Below are 15,910 nucleotides of genomic sequence, written 5' to 3'. Positions count from 1 at the left end.
CCCTTTTGCGTACCCACAAATGTTGACATCATACTCATGCTCCTGCTCATCCGGACATTATTGACCGTTAGCGCTAATTCTTAGAGCACTCTATTTTTGTAACGGACAATTATGTCCATTACAAGAGAAAATGCCGCGGGAAATCGCATTTTTTGCTTCTAAGGGTCAAAAGTGTCCGTCAGAGGAGCAAAATTGCTTTTTTCTTGTTCTAACGGTCATTATTGACCGCTAGATATTAATAGTCGCAAAGTCATACCCCATACTTAAGAATAATATGGAGCACCACAACATCATCGGAATGATTGGTGTAGGAATGCGTTTTGTCGGCACGAAAACTTACTGAATCATATTGGTTCAAGTGATAGGGCTCCTCATTAACGGTGATTGTAATTTCTCCCGACATCACGGTGACAATCTCGGTAGTATTAAAATGGTGTTGCTCCGGGCAGTAGGTGCTATTGGGCTGCAAATAAGCCCGGCACATCTCAACCTCATCGCTTGCATTTTGGAAAATCGGTTCCACGACCCAAGTCTTATCATCCCCGGCGATCCTTAATCCTTCTCCAGCCCGTGACAGACTCACACTGCTTCCGGATGAGAATAACGCCATGAGAGGAATGGACAAGCTTTTTGAAATTTTCCATAGCATACCTAGAGTCGGATTCGTCTCTCCCGTTCAATATTCCCAAGCGTCAGCTTGCTAACGCCTGACAGCTCCGCTAAATCACCAATACTCATATTCCGCTCTTTGCGAAGTTTCTTTAAGACGGCTCCAACCTGTAATACCACTTGTTTTGGATCATCGGCTTCCATAGCATTTAGTCCCCTCTTTTTAATGACAATAACATTAAGGATTAGTATATCATAGCTTAAAATTAAAGCGGTAAAGTAAATTATACTATACTTTTTTAACTGGACAAATTTTAATTATATATATTATAATATGCCAATGATTATATTTTATATATTATATTTTCTTTTTGTAATATAGAATGGAGAGGATACATCATGAGCAAGTCAAATCAAAGTAGCCGTATGCAGCATATTCAATCAGAATCTAAAACCGCTGCGTGGGCAGTCATTATTGGAATTCTGTTTATAGCCGCTAATTTACGAGCGCCTTTAACTTCGGTGGGTCCATTAATAGGACTTATTCGAGATCATATGCATATATCAAACACCTTGGCAGGAATGATCACTACATTGCCTTTGCTGGCCTTTGCGATTTTTTCGCCTTTCGTACCTCGTTTAGGGCGCAAGCTAGGGTTTGAGCTAATGGTACTGGTTTCTGTTATTTTTCTGACGATCGGTATTGTGTTGCGTTCATTGTCGGGAATGACTACCCTTTATCTAGGTACCGCTATTCTGGGCTTGTCTATTGCCGTTTGTAACGTATTGCTGCCTAGCCTGATTAAGAGGGAGTTTCCTCAACGAATGGGTCTGATGACCGGTCTGTATTCCATTTCTATGAATTTATGCGGAGCTGTTGCTTCCGGAATTAGTGTTCCACTGGCCGTCGGATTGGGGTTGGGTTGGCAGGGAGCGCTAGGGGTATGGGGCATTTTAAGCTTCATCTCTATTTTGTTCTGGTTGCCTCAACTGAAACGCCGTACTGCTGGATCGGTCGCTGTGCAAGGCCAGGTGTCTGGCCACCAGGATGTAAATTTATGGCGTTCTGGGTTGGCATGGCAAGTGACGATGTTCATGGGACTTCAATCGATGGTATTCTATGTCATCATCGCCTGGTTACCTGAGATATTGAAGCAGCAAGGTATACCTGCAGAACGTTCTGGCCTACTGCTCTCCGTGATGCAGCTTGCGCTGCTTCCATTTACATTCATAGTTCCGGTCATTGCTGGGCGTATGCGCAATCAGCGCCTGTTAGTTACCTTAACGTTCGGGCTGCTGCTGTCTGGAACACTTGGCCTGCTATATGGCAGCTCTGGCTTGATTGTTTTATGGATGATCATACTTGGCATCGGTGGCGGTTTCTCTTTGGCCTAGCGATGATGTTCTTTGGCTTGCGAACGGAGAGTGCCCATCAAGCAGCAGAACTGTCCGGGATGGCACAATCAGTCGGATATTTACTTGCCGCAATCGGTCCGACCATGTTCGGTTACTTGCATGATATTACAGGAAGTTGGACGCTCCCACTATGGATACTGGTCGGCGCATCCGTTCTTCTCTTTATTTTTGGCCTTGGTGCGGGTAGAGATCGTTATGTAAGCACCGATAAATAAGACGGGACGTATTTGACAAAAAACCCCCTTCTGCTTTTGATGAAGTAGAAGGGGAATAGGTGATTTCCGCATCATACCCTCCTCTAATGATTTGCCCACGCATCTAATACTTCCATTGCTTTTAATCGGACAACCCATGTTTGCTCCATAATATCTAACATGTCACGTTTGTTACAGCTCAATTAACTTACGTTCATTCGGGTCTAGAGGATGTAGCTCCTCGTACCCTTTTAACAAGGAATATATAAAAACGGAATTAAATGGAGTCGTATTCATGAGAGCAGTTGCTATTTTAACGTAGATGGAGCCTACCGTTACACGGTCCCAATCGATGATGAACAGCCCGCCGTCATCTGAAATAATGATGTTATATGAAGTAATATCGTTGTGTATTAATGCGGGATGGATTATTTCCTTCTTTAAGAGGTTTACAATCTCAGGTTTTATTAATTTGGTCCAGGACCGATCTGAAAATCGGTTACATCCTTCTCCAAACTTTTTATACCATCTACGGGTTCTTATATCGGTTTGGTTTGCTCTCGCCATTCGTTTACGAAAGAGACGGTCATGGCCTTTCCATAATCCAATATGATCATAAAAGGGGGCATCATTGGAGAGAAAACGGCTTGATGTGACATGCAAAGAGGCAAGAGCCTGGCCAAGTTTTTCGTAATCCTCTGGGTGTTCCAAGTTTCTTCCCTTTATCCATGGGGTTACGTAGAAGGGCCTTCCTTGGTTTAGAGTCCACAACCTTTCGGAATTGCTCGTAAGCCATTTAGGCATGTTACTGAACCCGTTATCCATCAAGAGTTATATATAGTTTGCAGTTGTTTTCATTTGATCCATTGTACTCGAGCGGAGTAATGAACTCCGAACAAAAGGCTTTACAGCATAAGTTCCGATTTTCGTCTGTACTTGGACAACGGCATTTTTTCGGTAAAAGGGAGCGACCGAGTTCGAGCTCAATGGAACCAGGCCGAAGCGGCGGACTATTTTGCGTATTCGGCTTTTTGGATAGGAATTTGGCATGGGTTAACCTCGCTTCTTTCCAGATAAATGTGGAGAGTAAAGCTATAAGCTAGGTTATTCATTGAGAGGGAACAATGCATGGCCTAACGTCTACAATCCATGATCGTTTTTAGTAAAGCCTATGCATTCTATCTACCCGGGCTATAATTTTCAGTATTGGAGGGGAGAACGACATGCCATATAACATTTTGTTGATTGAGGACGATACGCAGATCGTTGAAATGCTGCGGAATTACCTGGTCAAAGAAGGCTATAACGTCTCAGCGGCGTTTAATGGACTGGACGGGGTTACCCTGTTTCGGCAAAGTGCCTTCGACCTCGTTATAGTCGATATTATGATGCCGAAGTTGGATGGTATCGAGGTGATTAAGCTAATCCGGGAAAATAGCTCGGTGCCGATCCTTATTATGTCGGCCAAGGATAGTGACGTCGATAAGGCAATCGGGCTAGGCTTCGGTGCCGATGATTACATAGCAAAGCCATTTTCTCTTATTGAAATTTCTGCCCGGATTAAAGCGTCAATTCGCCGGGCTACTACATATTCAAATTCTAGATTGGCTGCTGCAGATCAGGCGTCTTCAGCGTCTAAAGTATTGACTTTCGGTGACCTACGTATTGATCTGGACAATTATTTGGCTTCAAAGCAAGGTACCGATCTAAAGCTGACGGCCAAAGAGTTCGAAATCCTGAAGCTGTTCGTTACGAACCCGAATCGTGTGTTCACCAAGGCACAGCTGTACGGTTTTATATGGAATGACGAATATTATGGCGACGAGAACGTAATCAACGTTCATATTCGCCGCTTACGTGAAAAAATCGAGGATCAGCCGTCCGAGCCCCGTTATATCAAGACGTTGTGGGGCATCGGCTACAAGTGGGAAGGACAATGATATGGTGATCGCCTTAGCAGTACTCGTCGTTATTTTGATGGCAGTGATTGCTTTCCAGTACCGCGCCTATCGAGCAAGAAGTACCAATTTGGAGCAAATTCACAACCGGCTGACAGGAGATTATCGCCAGCGGAACAAGCGAGAAGCTGCTTGTTTTTACGGATGATCGCGCATTGATCCCTGTCTTGATCGAAATCAATCATTTGCTGGAGCACAACCAACAGACGGCGTCGGATTTCCTGAAGATGGAGCAGTCCATGCGCAAAATGATCTCGAATATTTCACACGATTTGAAGACGCCGCTTACCGTCGTACTTGGTTATATTGAGACAATCAGTCTGGACCCGGATATGGATGCGGAAGAAGAAAAGTTCTGTTGTCCAAAGTGTACGCCAAGGCCAACGAGGTATTGGATCTGATCCTCCAGTTTTTCGATTTGGCAAGGCTTGAGTCCGGGGACAAACTGATCCCGCTCTCTCGGATTCATATGAACGATATTTGCGGAAGAAATATGTTGACCTTCTACGACACGCTGACAGTTCGGGGCTTCGAGGTCACCATCCAGATTCCGGATAAGCCGCTGCTAGCGTGGGGAACGAGGAAGCACTAGACCGTGTTCTGAACAATTTAATCTCCAATGCGATTGGGCACGGTGGGGAAGGAATGGCCGTCGGATTAACATTGCGAGGCGACGATGAATTTGTGTACGTAGATGTATGGGACCGGGGCAAAGGAATCGATGAGCTGCATCAAGATCGGGTGTTCGAGCGGATGTATACTTTGGAGGATTCGCGCAACAAATCGTATCAGGGCAGTGGTCTGGGGCTAACCATTACGAAAAGGTTGATAGAAGCCCAAGAAGGATCAATCCACATCCATAGCAAGCCTTACGAAAGAACAGTGTTTACCGTTAAGCTCAGACGAATCGCCTATGTTACTTAAGAAATTTGTAAGAATCGGGTAAGAAAAAAGCCAAATTCGATGCTTACAATTAAACTGTAACGAACGAAGGAGGCATGGAACGATGACGCATATCGTAAGAACGAAACAGCTGACCCGGGCCTACAGGGGTAAGGAAGTTGTCTCGAACGTCAATCTGAATATCAAGCAAGGCGAAATATACGGCATGCTTGGTCCGAACGGAGCGGGTAAAACAACGGTTATGAAGATGATTACCAACCTGGTAAAGCCGACGGCAGGTGAGATTGAAGTTTTTGGCGAGCGACTAACCGATACATCATACCGGGTGCTGGGACGAATGGGCACGATTATCGAAACCCCGATTTTTTATGAAAAGCTGACGGCCCGGGACAATTTGGAGCTGCACTGTGAATATATGGGCTACCATAACAAAAAGGCGATCGATGAGGCGCTTGATTTGGTGAACCTAAAGGCGATCGATAATAAACTGGTCAAGGAATTCTCTCTTGGGATGAAGCAGCGGCTTGGCATTGCGCGGGCGATTGTGACGAGACCGGAGTTGCTTATTCTAGATGAGCCAATTAACGGTCTTGATCCCTTAGGAATTAAGGAGCTTCGTGATCTGTTTAAAATGCTAAGCAAGCAATACGGGATCACGATGCTTATTTCTAGCCATATTCTTGGTGAGATTGAGTTGATTGCAGATACAATCGCTGTAATGAATAACGGCAAGCTGCTGCAGGAGGTTCCGATGGAGCAGGTGGTCAAGCAAACGACCGAGTATATCGAGATCACGACGGGGGATAGCAGTAAAGCGGCTTATGTGCTTGAAAACCATTTACATATATCTAATATCCGCATCACTGACGATGGCCAAATCCGTATCTATGACTGCAGCGTTCCGCAAAACGAGCTAATGAAGACTTTGGTACTGCACGATGTGGCGATTGAAGCGGTACATAAGAAAAAGGATCGCTTGAGGATTATTTCCTGTCTATCCTGAATGGGGGTGGCATCGTTGCTTAAGCTGATGAAGCTGGAAATGCGTAAGTTTCGCATAGGGACGTATGTTCGGGCAGCGCTGATCGCTAACGTCGTGATCTTAGGTTTCGTTTGCATGATGAGCCTTATCGCGGATTTTAAAGATCTCTTTCCGAGTTATGACACGGCGTACTCTACCATTGATACGTTTGCTCGGGCGACATATATTGTGTTTGCGTCGGTGCTCATTTCCCGACTTATCATTGACGAGTTCCGTAACAAATCAATCACTGTGCTGTTCATGTACCCCATCAATCGTAAGAAACTCATTGCGGCCAAGTTGCTCGTTATAGTTCTGTTTACGTTAGTTGCGGATATTGTAACCAATCTGTTTGTTGGCATAGGATTTTATGTATTGAATTTGTTCGCATCTGTTATTCCGGATCAGTTCACATGGTCTATTGCAGGAAAATTGCTGTTGAAGGTCATAATGAGCGCGTTAGCAACCAGCTTCTTAAGTCTGATACCGCTATACTTTGGTATGCGCAAGCATTCAGGCGCGGCTACTATCGTATCATCGCTTATTGTCGTCGGAATTGTCTGCCAGAACACCGGCAGCTTCACCTTATACTCTATCATTGCGATACCGATCGGGTTAGCACTTCTCGGTGCAGCCATCGCGTACATGTCGATTCGTAACATTGAGCATGTTGACGTGCTTAAATAATGGAAGTGAGAGGAGAGATCACGATGATGAATAAAGTATTAAAATGGATATTGATACTTTGCACAGCTTCGTCGGTTGTAAACGCAATTTTGTATGGGGTTACCGGCAGTATGGACAGGCTTATTAGTCTTTTTGGTGGTGCGGGAATGGGAGTTTTAGCTGCGATCATCTTATTGTTCAATAGAAAAAAGCAGTAAGTAGTAATCGCATAAATTCAAGAAAACCCAAGCATCCTGCGGATCGTTCCGCTGCTTGGGTTTTTTCTATGAACGAAGCCTCTTATTTCTTCAACAACAAATAAATAAAATAAGGTGCGCCAATGAGAGCAACTACGATACCAGCGGCTAGTCCGTCCGGATCGGCAACCTGGCGTCCGATGGTGTCGGCGAGTACGAGCAGCCAGCCTCCGATTAATATGGCTACAGGAATAAACAGCTGATTCCGAGGTCCGACTAGAGCTTTGGCGATATGAGGTGCCATCAGCCCGACAAATGCAATTCCGCCCGTAACGGACACGGCGGAGGCCGCGAGCGCTACGGCTGTTAGCAGGAGTACGACCCGCTCTTTGTTCAGCGATAGGCCTACCCCGACCGCTACAGGATCGCTTAGTGACAGCAAGTTCAGCCGATTAGCTTTGTAAAGTGTAAACGGAATAAGAACAGCAAGCCAAGGCGCAAGAGCCAAGATAAAAGGCCAGTCCGTTCCCCAGACGTTGCCTGCGAGCCACTTGGAGATGAAATCGACTTTTTCCCGCTCAGCGGAAGAGATCAGCACAACCATCACGCCAGAGAGGGCCATGGAGAACCCTACACCCATCAGCACCAATCGTATCGGTTGCATGCCAGCTGTCCGGCTGTATGAAAAAATGTAAATCAAGCAGGAGGTTACAAGTGCTCCCACAAAAGCCACCACCGGGAGTAAATAAATAAACGAACCGGCATCAATAGGGGCAAACAGGAAAAATAGCGCCACCGCCACACCTGCGCCGGAGTTGATGCCTATAATGCCCGGATCGGCGAGATCATTACGGGTAATTCCTTGCAGAATTGAGCCCGACAAGGCTAATGCCATGCCTGCCAGCAGTGTGATGATAATCCGCGGCAGACGTACGTCGAACAGGACGAAATGTTCTTTGAACGTTCCTTTTCCAAGCAAGGTTGGTATAAGCCGATCAAAGGACAGGGAGGAGTATCCCATTCCCATACTGATAATGGAGGTCAGCGTGATAAGGATAAGCAGGGCCAGCAAAATCAGCCGCTGTTTCCTGATAAGAGACGGATGAATCATGAGAATGCCTTCCCTCCTTTACGCACGATGATGAGGAAGAATGGCAGACCCAGCGCGGCGACGATGGCTGCCACAGGCGCTTCATAAGGAGCGCTGATGGTCCGAGCCAACGTGTCGGCGAGCAGCATAAACGAGGCACCGGCGAGTGCGGACATTGGAATGGCGAACCGATAATCCGTGCCGACAATGGCTCGTACAATATGCGGAATCATGAGTCCGATAAAGGTCAAGCTGCCGACCAAGGCAACGGAAGCCCCTGCCAGCAGAACGGTGACGATAAACAAAATAGTCTTAATCCGGGTAGTTTTCTGTCCGAGGCCGACGGCGACTTCTTCGCTAAGGCTAAGAATCGTCAATTGTTTGGACAGGCAAATTGCCAGGATGATACCGATGACGATGAATGGCACGATGACCTGAAGCTGCGCCCAGTTGGTTCCGATCAGACCGCCTAATGTCCACATAGATACATCTTTGGAAATTTTGAAGGTAATGCCGACGCCATCCGCCACAGCATACAGAAAAGCTGAGATGGCGGCGCCTGCCAGCACGATACGCAACGGCGAGAAGCCGCCCCTTTTGATGGCACTGATTCCGAATACGAGAGCCGCACCGACAGCTGCACCGATAAAACAAGCCACCATCAGGCCAAAGTAGTTGACTGCAGGTAGAAAGGCAACTGTTACGGCAAGCGCGGCATTCGCACCGGCCGTTAGTCCGAGCAGGCCGGGATCAGCCAGCGGATTACGGGTCATTCCCTGCATGATAGCGCCGGAGACGGCCAGGGCCGCTCCGACGAAGATTGCCGCAATCTCACGCGGCAGGCGGATTTCACGAAGCATCGTCAATTTCTCGCCACTTTGGCTGCTTGTTAAAGCAAACCATACATCCTTCATCGAGGTGTCTGCCGCACCTAACACCATCGCAAGGACGAAAACTGCAATCAAGAAAACGACTGCCATGATGAATTTATAGGTAAAAGGGATGCGTTCGATTTTTTCGCTCATTACACATTACTTCCCGAGAAAATGTTTAATAAAGAAATCGAGCTGATAATCCAGCGTTAGAGCATCGTTGAAGTAGAACGCTTTGGCGTCGGCAACGAAAACATGATTGTTTTTGACGGCAGGGATATTTTTATAGGTCTCGGTATTTTCGAATGAATTGTCCGCGTCATTATTTTTACTGAAGATCACATAATCACCTGCGAATTCAGGCAGCACTTCCGGAGACAAGGCGTAATAACCTTCTTTCAAAGCGGAAGCCTTCACTTTTTCCGGCATTTTCAGCTTCATTTGTTGATACAGGATTTCAGTGCCGCGTGCCCAATTGTCGCCAAAGACGTACAACTGCTTGTCAAAGCTTTCGATAACGGATACTGTAGCATTTTCACCGATTTTGGCTTTGATCTCTTCGCCGCTTTTCCGCCCGTTGTTTGAAGCTATCGATCCAGGCTTGAGCCTCTTTTCTTTATTAAGTAGTTTGCCAATCTCCAGATGCTGCGTCAAATAATCCACTTTTCCATACGTAAAGGTAACAGTTGGAGCAATTTGCTTCAGCTTATCAATATTTTTCGTATTGGACAGGCCGATAATCAGGTCCGGATTCAGTTCAATGATCTTTTCCAGATTCTCGTCAGATACCTCCTGCACATCCTTTAACTTATCTTGAAAGTTAGGGTTCGTCTTTGACCAAGAATCGACGCCGACAAGGTTGACACCCAGTGACAGTACATTACCGGTGAACGACGACAGAACGACAACGCGTTTTGGATTGGCTGGGACCTCGACAGGGCCATTTTCCGATTGGTAAGTGATCGTTTGAGGTTTGGTGTCCTCGGCGGCTGCGTTTCCTGCCGCTGTTCCACTGGACGACTCGCTAGCTTGTTTATTGCCACATGCGCTTAGGATCAGGATGAGACATAATAAAAGTGGGAAATATGCTTTTTTCATGATGGAATTTCTCCTTTAGGGTTTTATAGAATCTGTCCGTTACCGGATTAGGTTATAGGTGATGCACATCGGCTTATTTGTCCGGGGGTCGCGTCCGACGGCCGCATCGATTTGATAGACCTGTTCCAGAACTTCTGGACAGATGACTTCCTCGCTGCTTCCTGTCTTTACAATCTCTCCATCCTTGAGCGCAATGAGGTAATCGGCAAAACGTGCTGCTTGATTGATATCATGTAGTACCATGACGATGGTTCGCTGCTGCTCCAGATTCAGCTTCTCTAATAGCTCCAGAACTTCCAGCTGATGCGCCATATCGAGGTAGGTAGTTGGCTCGTCGAGGAAAATGATATCTGTTTCCTGAGCGAGCGCCATGGCAATCCATACCCGCTGGCGTTGTCCGCCCGAGAGCGTATCCACCGAACGGAATTTATAATCCTTGGTTCCTGTTTCCTCCAGGGCCCAGTCAATCACTTCATAATCCCTGGCTGTCAGGCGTCCGAACCCCTTTTGATAAGGAAAACGTCCGTAAGATACCAGCTCGCCCACCGTCAGTCCCGCTGCACTTTCAGGCGATTGTGGAAGAATGGCCATTTTCCTCGCCAACTGCTTCGTATTTTCCTTGACGATGTTTTGGCCGTCGAGAATCACTGTCCCGGCCTGATGCGGAATGATACGGGTGATCGCTTTTAGCAGCGTGGATTTGCCGCATCCGTTGGAACCGATGATTGCGGTAATTTTTTTATCGGGAATGCTAACGCTGAGATTTTTGACAATTGAGCGTTCGCCATATCCAATGTTTAATTCGCTAGTGTACAGCCGGACCATGACTTGCCTCCTTATATATCCCGTAAATTTAAAGAAGATCTGAGATAAACTTCAAACTGGATTGAAAATGATTCTCAATATCAATAAAAAGGATAAGGTGACTTAGATAAAATGTCAACAGAATCTTGAAAATAGGGAAAAACACATGTATATTCTTAATGAGAATGAGAATTGTTATCAATTAAATATTTACAATAAATTTTGAGGAGCGAGCGGGAATGGACCAGGAAGAAATTTTCGATTTGACGGTAGTCGGTGGAGGACCTGCCGGACTGTACTCCGCTTTTTATAGCGGGTTAAGAGAAATGAAGACGAAAATCATTGAATTTCAACCTGAACTGGGTGGCAAAGTCCATGTGTATCCAGAGAAAATGATCTGGGATGTCGGTGGAATGACGCCAGTTACCGGCGCCAAGCTTATTGAGCAGCTGGTGCAGCAGGGACTGACGTTTAGCCCTGAAGTCGTGCTGAACGAGAAAATCGAGTCCATTACGCGCCGTGAAGATAGTATTTTCGAGCTGCATGGAAGCTCGGGCCACATCCATTTGTCCAAGACGGTTATCGTAGCTGTTGGCGGTGGTATATTAAATCCCCAGAAGCTGGACATTGCAGGAGCAAGCCGTTTTGAAGTCAGCAATCTGCATTACACAGTGAAATCGCTGAGACAGTTTAAGGATAAGACGGTGATTATTTCTGGCGGAGGTAATGCGGCTATCGATTGGGCCAATGAACTTGAGCCCATAGCCAAGAAAGTGTATGTCTCTTACCGCAAGGATACACTGAATGGACATGAAGCCTCGGTGGGCCATCTGTTAGGTAGTTCGGTGGAATGTTTGTTCCACACTTCCATTACAAAGCTGCATGCCCGCGAAGATCGCGAAGTTATTGAACGTGTCGAGCTGACTCATCATCAGACTGGCGAGGTCATGGAGCTGTACGTGGACGATGTCATCATCAATCATGGCTACGAGCGTGATATGACATTGCTGGAAAACAGTGATCTCAAAATCGAAATTGCCGACGAGTATTATATCGCTGGCACGCCGAATAGCGAATCTTCCGTACCGGGCCTGTATGCGGCAGGCGACATTTTGAAGCATGAAGGCAAACTGCATCTAATCTTAGGTGCCTTCCAGGATGCGGCTAACGCGGTAAATAAGGCGAAGCAGTTCATTGAACCGGAAGCGGACGGATACGCTATGGTTTCTTCGCATAATGAGCTTCTCAAGGATCGGAACAAAGAGCTGGTCAAGAAAATGATGAGCTAACCCCGCCCGACTCCTTTCCTCACGTAAAAATACGGCTCCCTCATATGAGGGGGCCTCTATGTCTTGTAGCGAAGCTACGAATCATCGTTTACAAAAATAGGGATTTTTCGGTATCATGAATGCAATAATCAAACTTGATAATGAGAAGGTGGCACCACGAAATTTCGTCCCCAAGACATGAGGGTCTTGGAGGTGGAATTTTTTTTATATCGGTAATATGTACTTTCGGAATAAAAATGAGGCTCTCCAGAAAATTTCTAAAATCTGCAGTAGAGCTTCACGATAACGCTTGCACCTAACGTAACGTAAGGTTTTATAATAAGGCTACCGGTATATAGCTAGCGTAAAAGTGAGGGGATGGTCAATGAAGAGATATTGGAAGGTCGGGGATCTGGCCAAGCTGACGGGGATAACCGTACGAACTTTACGGTTCTATGATCAGATTGGGCTATTCTCTCCATCCGGACAGACAGAATCCGGCCACAGATTGTACTGTGAATCTGATTTGGCCAGTTTGCACCAGATCTTATCGCTCAAGGAGCTTGGGTTATCTCTCGAGGAGATTAAATCGGTATTAAGCGATAGTCAAATCAGTCCGCTTGAGATCGTAAACCTACAGATGGACCGAATTAAAGAGCAGATCAAATTGCAGCAGAAATTATTGGATCAACTCAGGCATGCATCCAAACTTATACAGGGTAAGGAGCAATTAACGGTTGATGATTTCACGGCTCTTCTGCAAGCGATGAAGATGGAATTTGAGAAGCCAATTATTGAACGCCAAAGGACTTGGGAGCGGCATTTGGATCTGTTGGGAAGCGTTCTTACTGGTGATAGTGAAATGTCAATCCATAAGGAGGAGAATCAATGAACGAACGATATGTTAAGCATGCTACTTTCGTTATCGAGCGAACTTATGCCGCTTCGCCGGAATCTGTTCACCAAGCTTGGGCCGACCCAATAATCAAAGCCAAGTGGTTCTCGAAGCCAGACATTTTCGAATTTCAGGTGGGTGGACGCGAGTACAGCTGTGGAGGGCCGCCGGAAGGGCCGATCTTTACGTATAACGCCATTTACCAGGAGCTTATTCCAGATCAGCGCATTGTTTATACTTACACTTTGGATTCAGGCAGCACACGTATGTCCGTCTCAATCACAACGATCGAGTTTATCAAGGTGGAGGACGGCACGAAACTGATTTATACGGAGCAAGGGGCATACTTTGACGGGCATGATACACCGGAAATACGGGAGCACGGTACTAACCTCATGTTGGACACACTAGGCAAAGTAGTGGAAGGGGAAATGTGAGCATGGCAATCAATGAGAATGAAGTTGTTAATTCACGCGAGTTTGATGCACCGCGGGAGCTTGTGTTTCGGGCTTGGACAACCCCAGATTTACTAGCCCAGTGGTGGGGCCCGCATGGCTTCACGAATACTTTTCATAAGTGTGAGATAAGGCCAGGCGGAACGTGGGAATTCACGATGCACGGACCAAATGTCGTGGACTACCCGAACCATAGCGTTTTTATCGAGATTGTGCCTCTGGAGAAAATTGTGCTCGATCATCTAGACCACCCCGAATTTCGGGTTACGGCTACCTTTGAGGACTTGGGGGGCCATACCAAAGTGACTTTCCATCAGCATTTTAAGACCAAAGAAGTGTTAGAACAAGTCAAGGGTTATTGCGCTCAAGGCAACGAACAAAATTTGGACCGTCTTGGTAAGGTATTGGAGGAGATGGCTACCTAGCTCTAATACGGGAGAGTTTTATTCAAGGGATTTAAGAAAAATAAGGACAGGGCAAAAATCGCCCTGTCCTTTATCATTTTCTACAATTATATCTTTTTCCTCATTTGTATCTCCACGTCAGCTCTCTAATATCTTTTCTTCAAGTTTCTCCTAATCGTATCCTTTCTGCAATAGATAAACTCAATTTTCAACCCTCCATAATAATCATTTGATCTGATTATTTCTTTATAACTGTTGTGGTCGTTACAATCCAGGTACATCATCCTTTCACTCGGGCTATCGAAATGATTGTTTATGAGTGAAAAAGAAGGAGGGGATTCAAATACCAAGCGAACAGAATCTGGGGACGATGATTCAGTCCCGCTTTGGACAAGGAGCAGCGATTCGTTTCGATGGCAAGCGCTATACAGTATGCTTCGCAAGTAATGGCGTTCCGGCGATTCTCCAGGAATTTGATTTGATGTCCGGCGACTTGCTATTTCGTGAGCCGATTCCTAATACGGACTGCTGTTGGGGCATGTGTTCTGCGGAGAATGGCGATGTCTATCTAAGTGGAATCAGTGATGGTTTGCTATATCGGTATTCATCAGACGGACTGCAAGCGATTGGCCCAAATCCGTCAGATCTTTGGGTGTGGCAGCTATTTAGTACCCATGGAAAAGTATTTGGCGGCACCTACCCAGGGGCCAAGGTTTTTGAGTATGACATCGGGACAGGCGCGTTCCGCGATTATGGGATAGTAAAAGATGGTCAAGACTACGTCCGCGGTATTACGGCAGATGGACAATGGATCTACGCAGGGATCGGAGCCACTAAGCATTTGGTTCGAATCCATCGGACAACTGGTGAATTAGAGGAGTTACAGCTTGAAGGAATAAGCGGTTCGCAAGGTTTTGTGGACCGGATATGGGTGATAGAAGGTTATTTATTCGTATCGTGCAATTACACGGAGATGCGCGTCTTTCATCTTGGTTCACTTGCTCATGTCGATACATTCTCTTTTGACAACATGTTAGTCGAGCCTAATGATCGTTATCCGGGAAGAGTTTATTTCAAGCATGGCAGGAAGCTGTGTTATTGGGATATCGCGCAGGAAGACTGGAACGAGACGGAGATTCAAACACTGCCGGAGGGCAGGGCTAAAGCGATGGAGTGGGTGCACGCAAACGACTTACCTGACAGTATGGAAGGGCAGGTCGACGGAAGTGGTGAACCTGTGCTCGCTTTAGTAACAGTCAACGCGCAGGTGGCTATTATTCGCTTGGTGGATAACCGGGTTATGGTGCGAAACCTGGAAATTGAGCCGCAGCCAATCCTGATTCATTGTTTGGAGACTGGTGATGATGGCAAGCTGTATATTGGGGGGTATCAACGGGGTTTTAGCCTGTTTGATCCGGATACGGATACGATCGAGCGCACGTTTGAATTGTTTCCGCAGCCAGAAGGAATGACGTTTCTTGATGGTATAGCTTATTTAGGTACATATACGCATGCACATATGTTCCGCTTCGATCCGCATCGTCCTATCGATTTTGGCTTCAAGCCTGAACATAATCCGGGTTGGATTGGGGAGCTCGGGCATTCACAGGATCGTCCATTCGCTATGACAAGAGGCGGAGGACGTGTCTTTGCTGGTACAGTGCCGGATTATGGTCTGCGAGGCGGAGTATTGGCGATGTACGATCCTGCTGTTGGTACATGGGAGGTTTACCCGGACATCGTATCGGAGCATAGTATCCAGGGCGTGGCCTATAAAGACGGATTGATATACGGGGGCACGAGCATATGGGGCGGGCTTGGGACAGCGCCCGCAGAGGGGCCAGCCCGTATGTTCATCTGGGATGTGGCTAAGCGGACGAAGATTGCGGAATTCGTGCCTGATATTCCTGATATGGATATGCCGCCTTGTATGATTGGTGGGCTGAGCGCTGGCCCTGACGGATTGATCTGGGGTGCGATAGACGGAACGTTATTCGCCATGGATCCAGCGACGACCCGGATCGTTAAGAGCAGAATCTTCTTCTAAGCGAGTACAAGTA

15 protein-coding genes and 3 pseudogenes are annotated in these 15,910 nt (G+C 46.6%); 11 read left to right on the top strand and 7 right to left on the bottom strand.

All coding sequences use genetic code 11. The annotated features are described in order from the left end of the window. Window positions 1-250: 250 nt before the first annotated feature. Both RE628_RS28000 and RE628_RS27995 read right to left on the bottom strand, forming a co-directional pair. Complete coding sequence (locus RE628_RS28000) at window positions 251-649, bottom strand: cupin domain-containing protein (protein ID WP_309156606.1); 399 nt, start codon at window positions 647-649, stop codon at window positions 251-253. Between the two features lie 2 nt (window positions 650-651). Beyond that, window positions 652-813: a helix-turn-helix domain-containing protein gene (locus RE628_RS27995; RefSeq protein ID WP_309156605.1), complete on the bottom strand. Its 162-nt coding sequence runs from the start codon at window positions 811-813 to the stop codon at window positions 652-654. A 222-nt stretch (window positions 814-1,035) separates the two neighbouring features. Between RE628_RS27995 and RE628_RS27990 the strand changes: the two are divergent. After that, window positions 1,036-2,240: pseudogene (locus tag RE628_RS27990) on the top strand (CynX/NimT family MFS transporter). 171 nt (window positions 2,241-2,411) lie between these two features. On the opposite strand, the gene RE628_RS27985 reads toward RE628_RS27990, so the two are convergent. After that, window positions 2,412-3,044, bottom strand: a complete 633-nt coding sequence (locus RE628_RS27985) for a phosphotransferase (protein ID WP_309159601.1) — start codon at window positions 3,042-3,044, stop codon at window positions 2,412-2,414. 398 nt (window positions 3,045-3,442) lie between these two features. Here RE628_RS27985 and RE628_RS27980 point away from each other — a divergent pair, with 398 nt between their 5' ends. From RE628_RS27980 to RE628_RS27960, 5 genes and pseudogenes are all read left to right on the top strand, one after another. Then, the gene (locus RE628_RS27980; RefSeq protein ID WP_309156604.1) at window positions 3,443-4,159 is read left to right on the top strand and encodes a response regulator transcription factor; all 717 of its coding nucleotides are present in this window, start codon (window positions 3,443-3,445) and stop codon (window positions 4,157-4,159) included. A gap of 1 nt (window position 4,160) precedes the next feature. Beyond that, window positions 4,161-5,101, top strand: a pseudogene (locus RE628_RS27975) (sensor histidine kinase). 82 nt (window positions 5,102-5,183) lie between these two features. Then, window positions 5,184-6,106: pseudogene (locus RE628_RS27970) on the top strand (ABC transporter ATP-binding protein). Continuing rightward, window positions 6,099-6,788: an ABC transporter permease gene (locus RE628_RS27965; protein ID WP_309156603.1), complete on the top strand. Its 690-nt coding sequence runs from the start codon at window positions 6,099-6,101 to the stop codon at window positions 6,786-6,788. The pseudogene RE628_RS27970 and the gene RE628_RS27965 overlap by 8 nt, the downstream one beginning before the upstream one ends. 23 nt (window positions 6,789-6,811) lie before the next feature. Further along, the gene (locus RE628_RS27960) at window positions 6,812-6,985 is read left to right on the top strand and encodes a hypothetical protein (protein WP_309156602.1); all 174 of its coding nucleotides are present in this window, start codon (window positions 6,812-6,814) and stop codon (window positions 6,983-6,985) included. Window positions 6,986-7,067: 82 nt separating this feature from the next. On the opposite strand, the gene RE628_RS27955 is transcribed toward RE628_RS27960, so the two are convergent. From RE628_RS27955 to RE628_RS27940, 4 genes are read right to left on the bottom strand one after another with little or no spacing between them, the layout of a single operon-like run. Beyond that, window positions 7,068-8,075 (bottom strand): FecCD family ABC transporter permease, encoded by a 1,008-nt coding sequence (locus RE628_RS27955; RefSeq protein ID WP_309156601.1) that lies wholly within the window; start codon window positions 8,073-8,075, stop codon window positions 7,068-7,070. Next, window positions 8,072-9,079: a FecCD family ABC transporter permease gene (locus RE628_RS27950; protein WP_309156600.1), complete on the bottom strand. Its 1,008-nt coding sequence runs from the start codon at window positions 9,077-9,079 to the stop codon at window positions 8,072-8,074. The genes RE628_RS27955 and RE628_RS27950 overlap by 4 nt, the downstream gene beginning before the upstream one ends. A gap of 6 nt (window positions 9,080-9,085) precedes the next feature. After that, complete coding sequence (locus RE628_RS27945; protein WP_309156599.1) at window positions 9,086-10,024, bottom strand: iron-hydroxamate ABC transporter substrate-binding protein; 939 nt, start codon at window positions 10,022-10,024, stop codon at window positions 9,086-9,088. Between the two features lie 39 nt (window positions 10,025-10,063). After that, window positions 10,064-10,849 (bottom strand): ABC transporter ATP-binding protein, encoded by a 786-nt coding sequence (locus tag RE628_RS27940; RefSeq protein ID WP_309156598.1) that lies wholly within the window; start codon window positions 10,847-10,849, stop codon window positions 10,064-10,066. A 218-nt stretch (window positions 10,850-11,067) separates the two neighbouring features. On the opposite strand from RE628_RS27940, the gene RE628_RS27935 reads away from it, so the two are divergent. The 5 genes from RE628_RS27935 (at window position 11,068) to RE628_RS27915 (ending at window position 15,897) form a co-directional block, all read left to right on the top strand. Then, window positions 11,068-12,117, top strand: a complete 1,050-nt coding sequence (locus RE628_RS27935; RefSeq protein WP_309156597.1) for an NAD(P)/FAD-dependent oxidoreductase — start codon at window positions 11,068-11,070, stop codon at window positions 12,115-12,117. Between the two features lie 364 nt (window positions 12,118-12,481). Continuing rightward, window positions 12,482-12,988, top strand: coding sequence for a MerR family transcriptional regulator (locus tag RE628_RS27930; RefSeq protein WP_309156596.1), 507 nt, complete (start codon window positions 12,482-12,484; stop codon window positions 12,986-12,988). Next, entirely contained in the window at window positions 12,985-13,428 is a 444-nt protein-coding gene (locus RE628_RS27925; protein WP_309156595.1) for an SRPBCC family protein, read from the top strand. Before RE628_RS27930 ends, RE628_RS27925 begins: the two co-directional genes overlap by 4 nt. Window positions 13,429-13,430: 2 nt before the next feature. Further along, window positions 13,431-13,871 (top strand): SRPBCC family protein, encoded by a 441-nt coding sequence (locus RE628_RS27920; protein ID WP_309156594.1) that lies wholly within the window; start codon window positions 13,431-13,433, stop codon window positions 13,869-13,871. 298 nt (window positions 13,872-14,169) lie between these two features. Continuing rightward, the gene (locus RE628_RS27915; RefSeq protein ID WP_309156593.1) at window positions 14,170-15,897 is read left to right on the top strand and encodes a ligand-binding sensor domain-containing protein; all 1,728 of its coding nucleotides are present in this window, start codon (window positions 14,170-14,172) and stop codon (window positions 15,895-15,897) included. Window positions 15,898-15,910 lie beyond the last annotated feature (13 nt).

This window comes from Paenibacillus sp. D2_2, assembly GCF_031199965.1.
Classification (GTDB): Bacteria; Bacillota; Bacilli; order Paenibacillales; family Paenibacillaceae; genus Fontibacillus.
Note: the sequence above shows the minus strand (reverse complement) of the source record. Positions and strands in the feature narration are given on the sequence as shown.

What these genes read in the sequence shown, in the direction of transcription:
- RE628_RS27985 (WP_309159601.1), bottom strand. Translation starts at nt 3,044, where the DNA reads ATGGATAACGGGTTCAGTAACATGCCTAAATGGCTTACGAGCAATTCC.
- RE628_RS27930 (WP_309156596.1), top strand. Translation starts at nt 12,482, where the DNA reads ATGAAGAGATATTGGAAGGTCGGGGATCTGGCCAAGCTGACGGGGATA.
- RE628_RS28000 (WP_309156606.1), bottom strand. Translation starts at nt 649, where the DNA reads ATGCTATGGAAAATTTCAAAAAGCTTGTCCATTCCTCTCATGGCGTTA.
- RE628_RS27945 (WP_309156599.1), bottom strand. Translation starts at nt 10,024, where the DNA reads ATGAAAAAAGCATATTTCCCACTTTTATTATGTCTCATCCTGATCCTA.
- RE628_RS27995 (WP_309156605.1), bottom strand. Translation starts at nt 813, where the DNA reads ATGGAAGCCGATGATCCAAAACAAGTGGTATTACAGGTTGGAGCCGTC.
- RE628_RS27925 (WP_309156595.1), top strand. Translation starts at nt 12,985, where the DNA reads ATGAACGAACGATATGTTAAGCATGCTACTTTCGTTATCGAGCGAACT.
- RE628_RS27955 (WP_309156601.1), bottom strand. Translation starts at nt 8,075, where the DNA reads ATGATTCATCCGTCTCTTATCAGGAAACAGCGGCTGATTTTGCTGGCC.
- RE628_RS27920 (WP_309156594.1), top strand. Translation starts at nt 13,431, where the DNA reads ATGGCAATCAATGAGAATGAAGTTGTTAATTCACGCGAGTTTGATGCA.
- RE628_RS27935 (WP_309156597.1), top strand. Translation starts at nt 11,068, where the DNA reads ATGGACCAGGAAGAAATTTTCGATTTGACGGTAGTCGGTGGAGGACCT.
- RE628_RS27940 (WP_309156598.1), bottom strand. Translation starts at nt 10,849, where the DNA reads ATGGTCCGGCTGTACACTAGCGAATTAAACATTGGATATGGCGAACGC.
- RE628_RS27960 (WP_309156602.1), top strand. Translation starts at nt 6,812, where the DNA reads ATGATGAATAAAGTATTAAAATGGATATTGATACTTTGCACAGCTTCG.
- RE628_RS27950 (WP_309156600.1), bottom strand. Translation starts at nt 9,079, where the DNA reads ATGAGCGAAAAAATCGAACGCATCCCTTTTACCTATAAATTCATCATG.
- RE628_RS27980 (WP_309156604.1), top strand. Translation starts at nt 3,443, where the DNA reads ATGCCATATAACATTTTGTTGATTGAGGACGATACGCAGATCGTTGAA.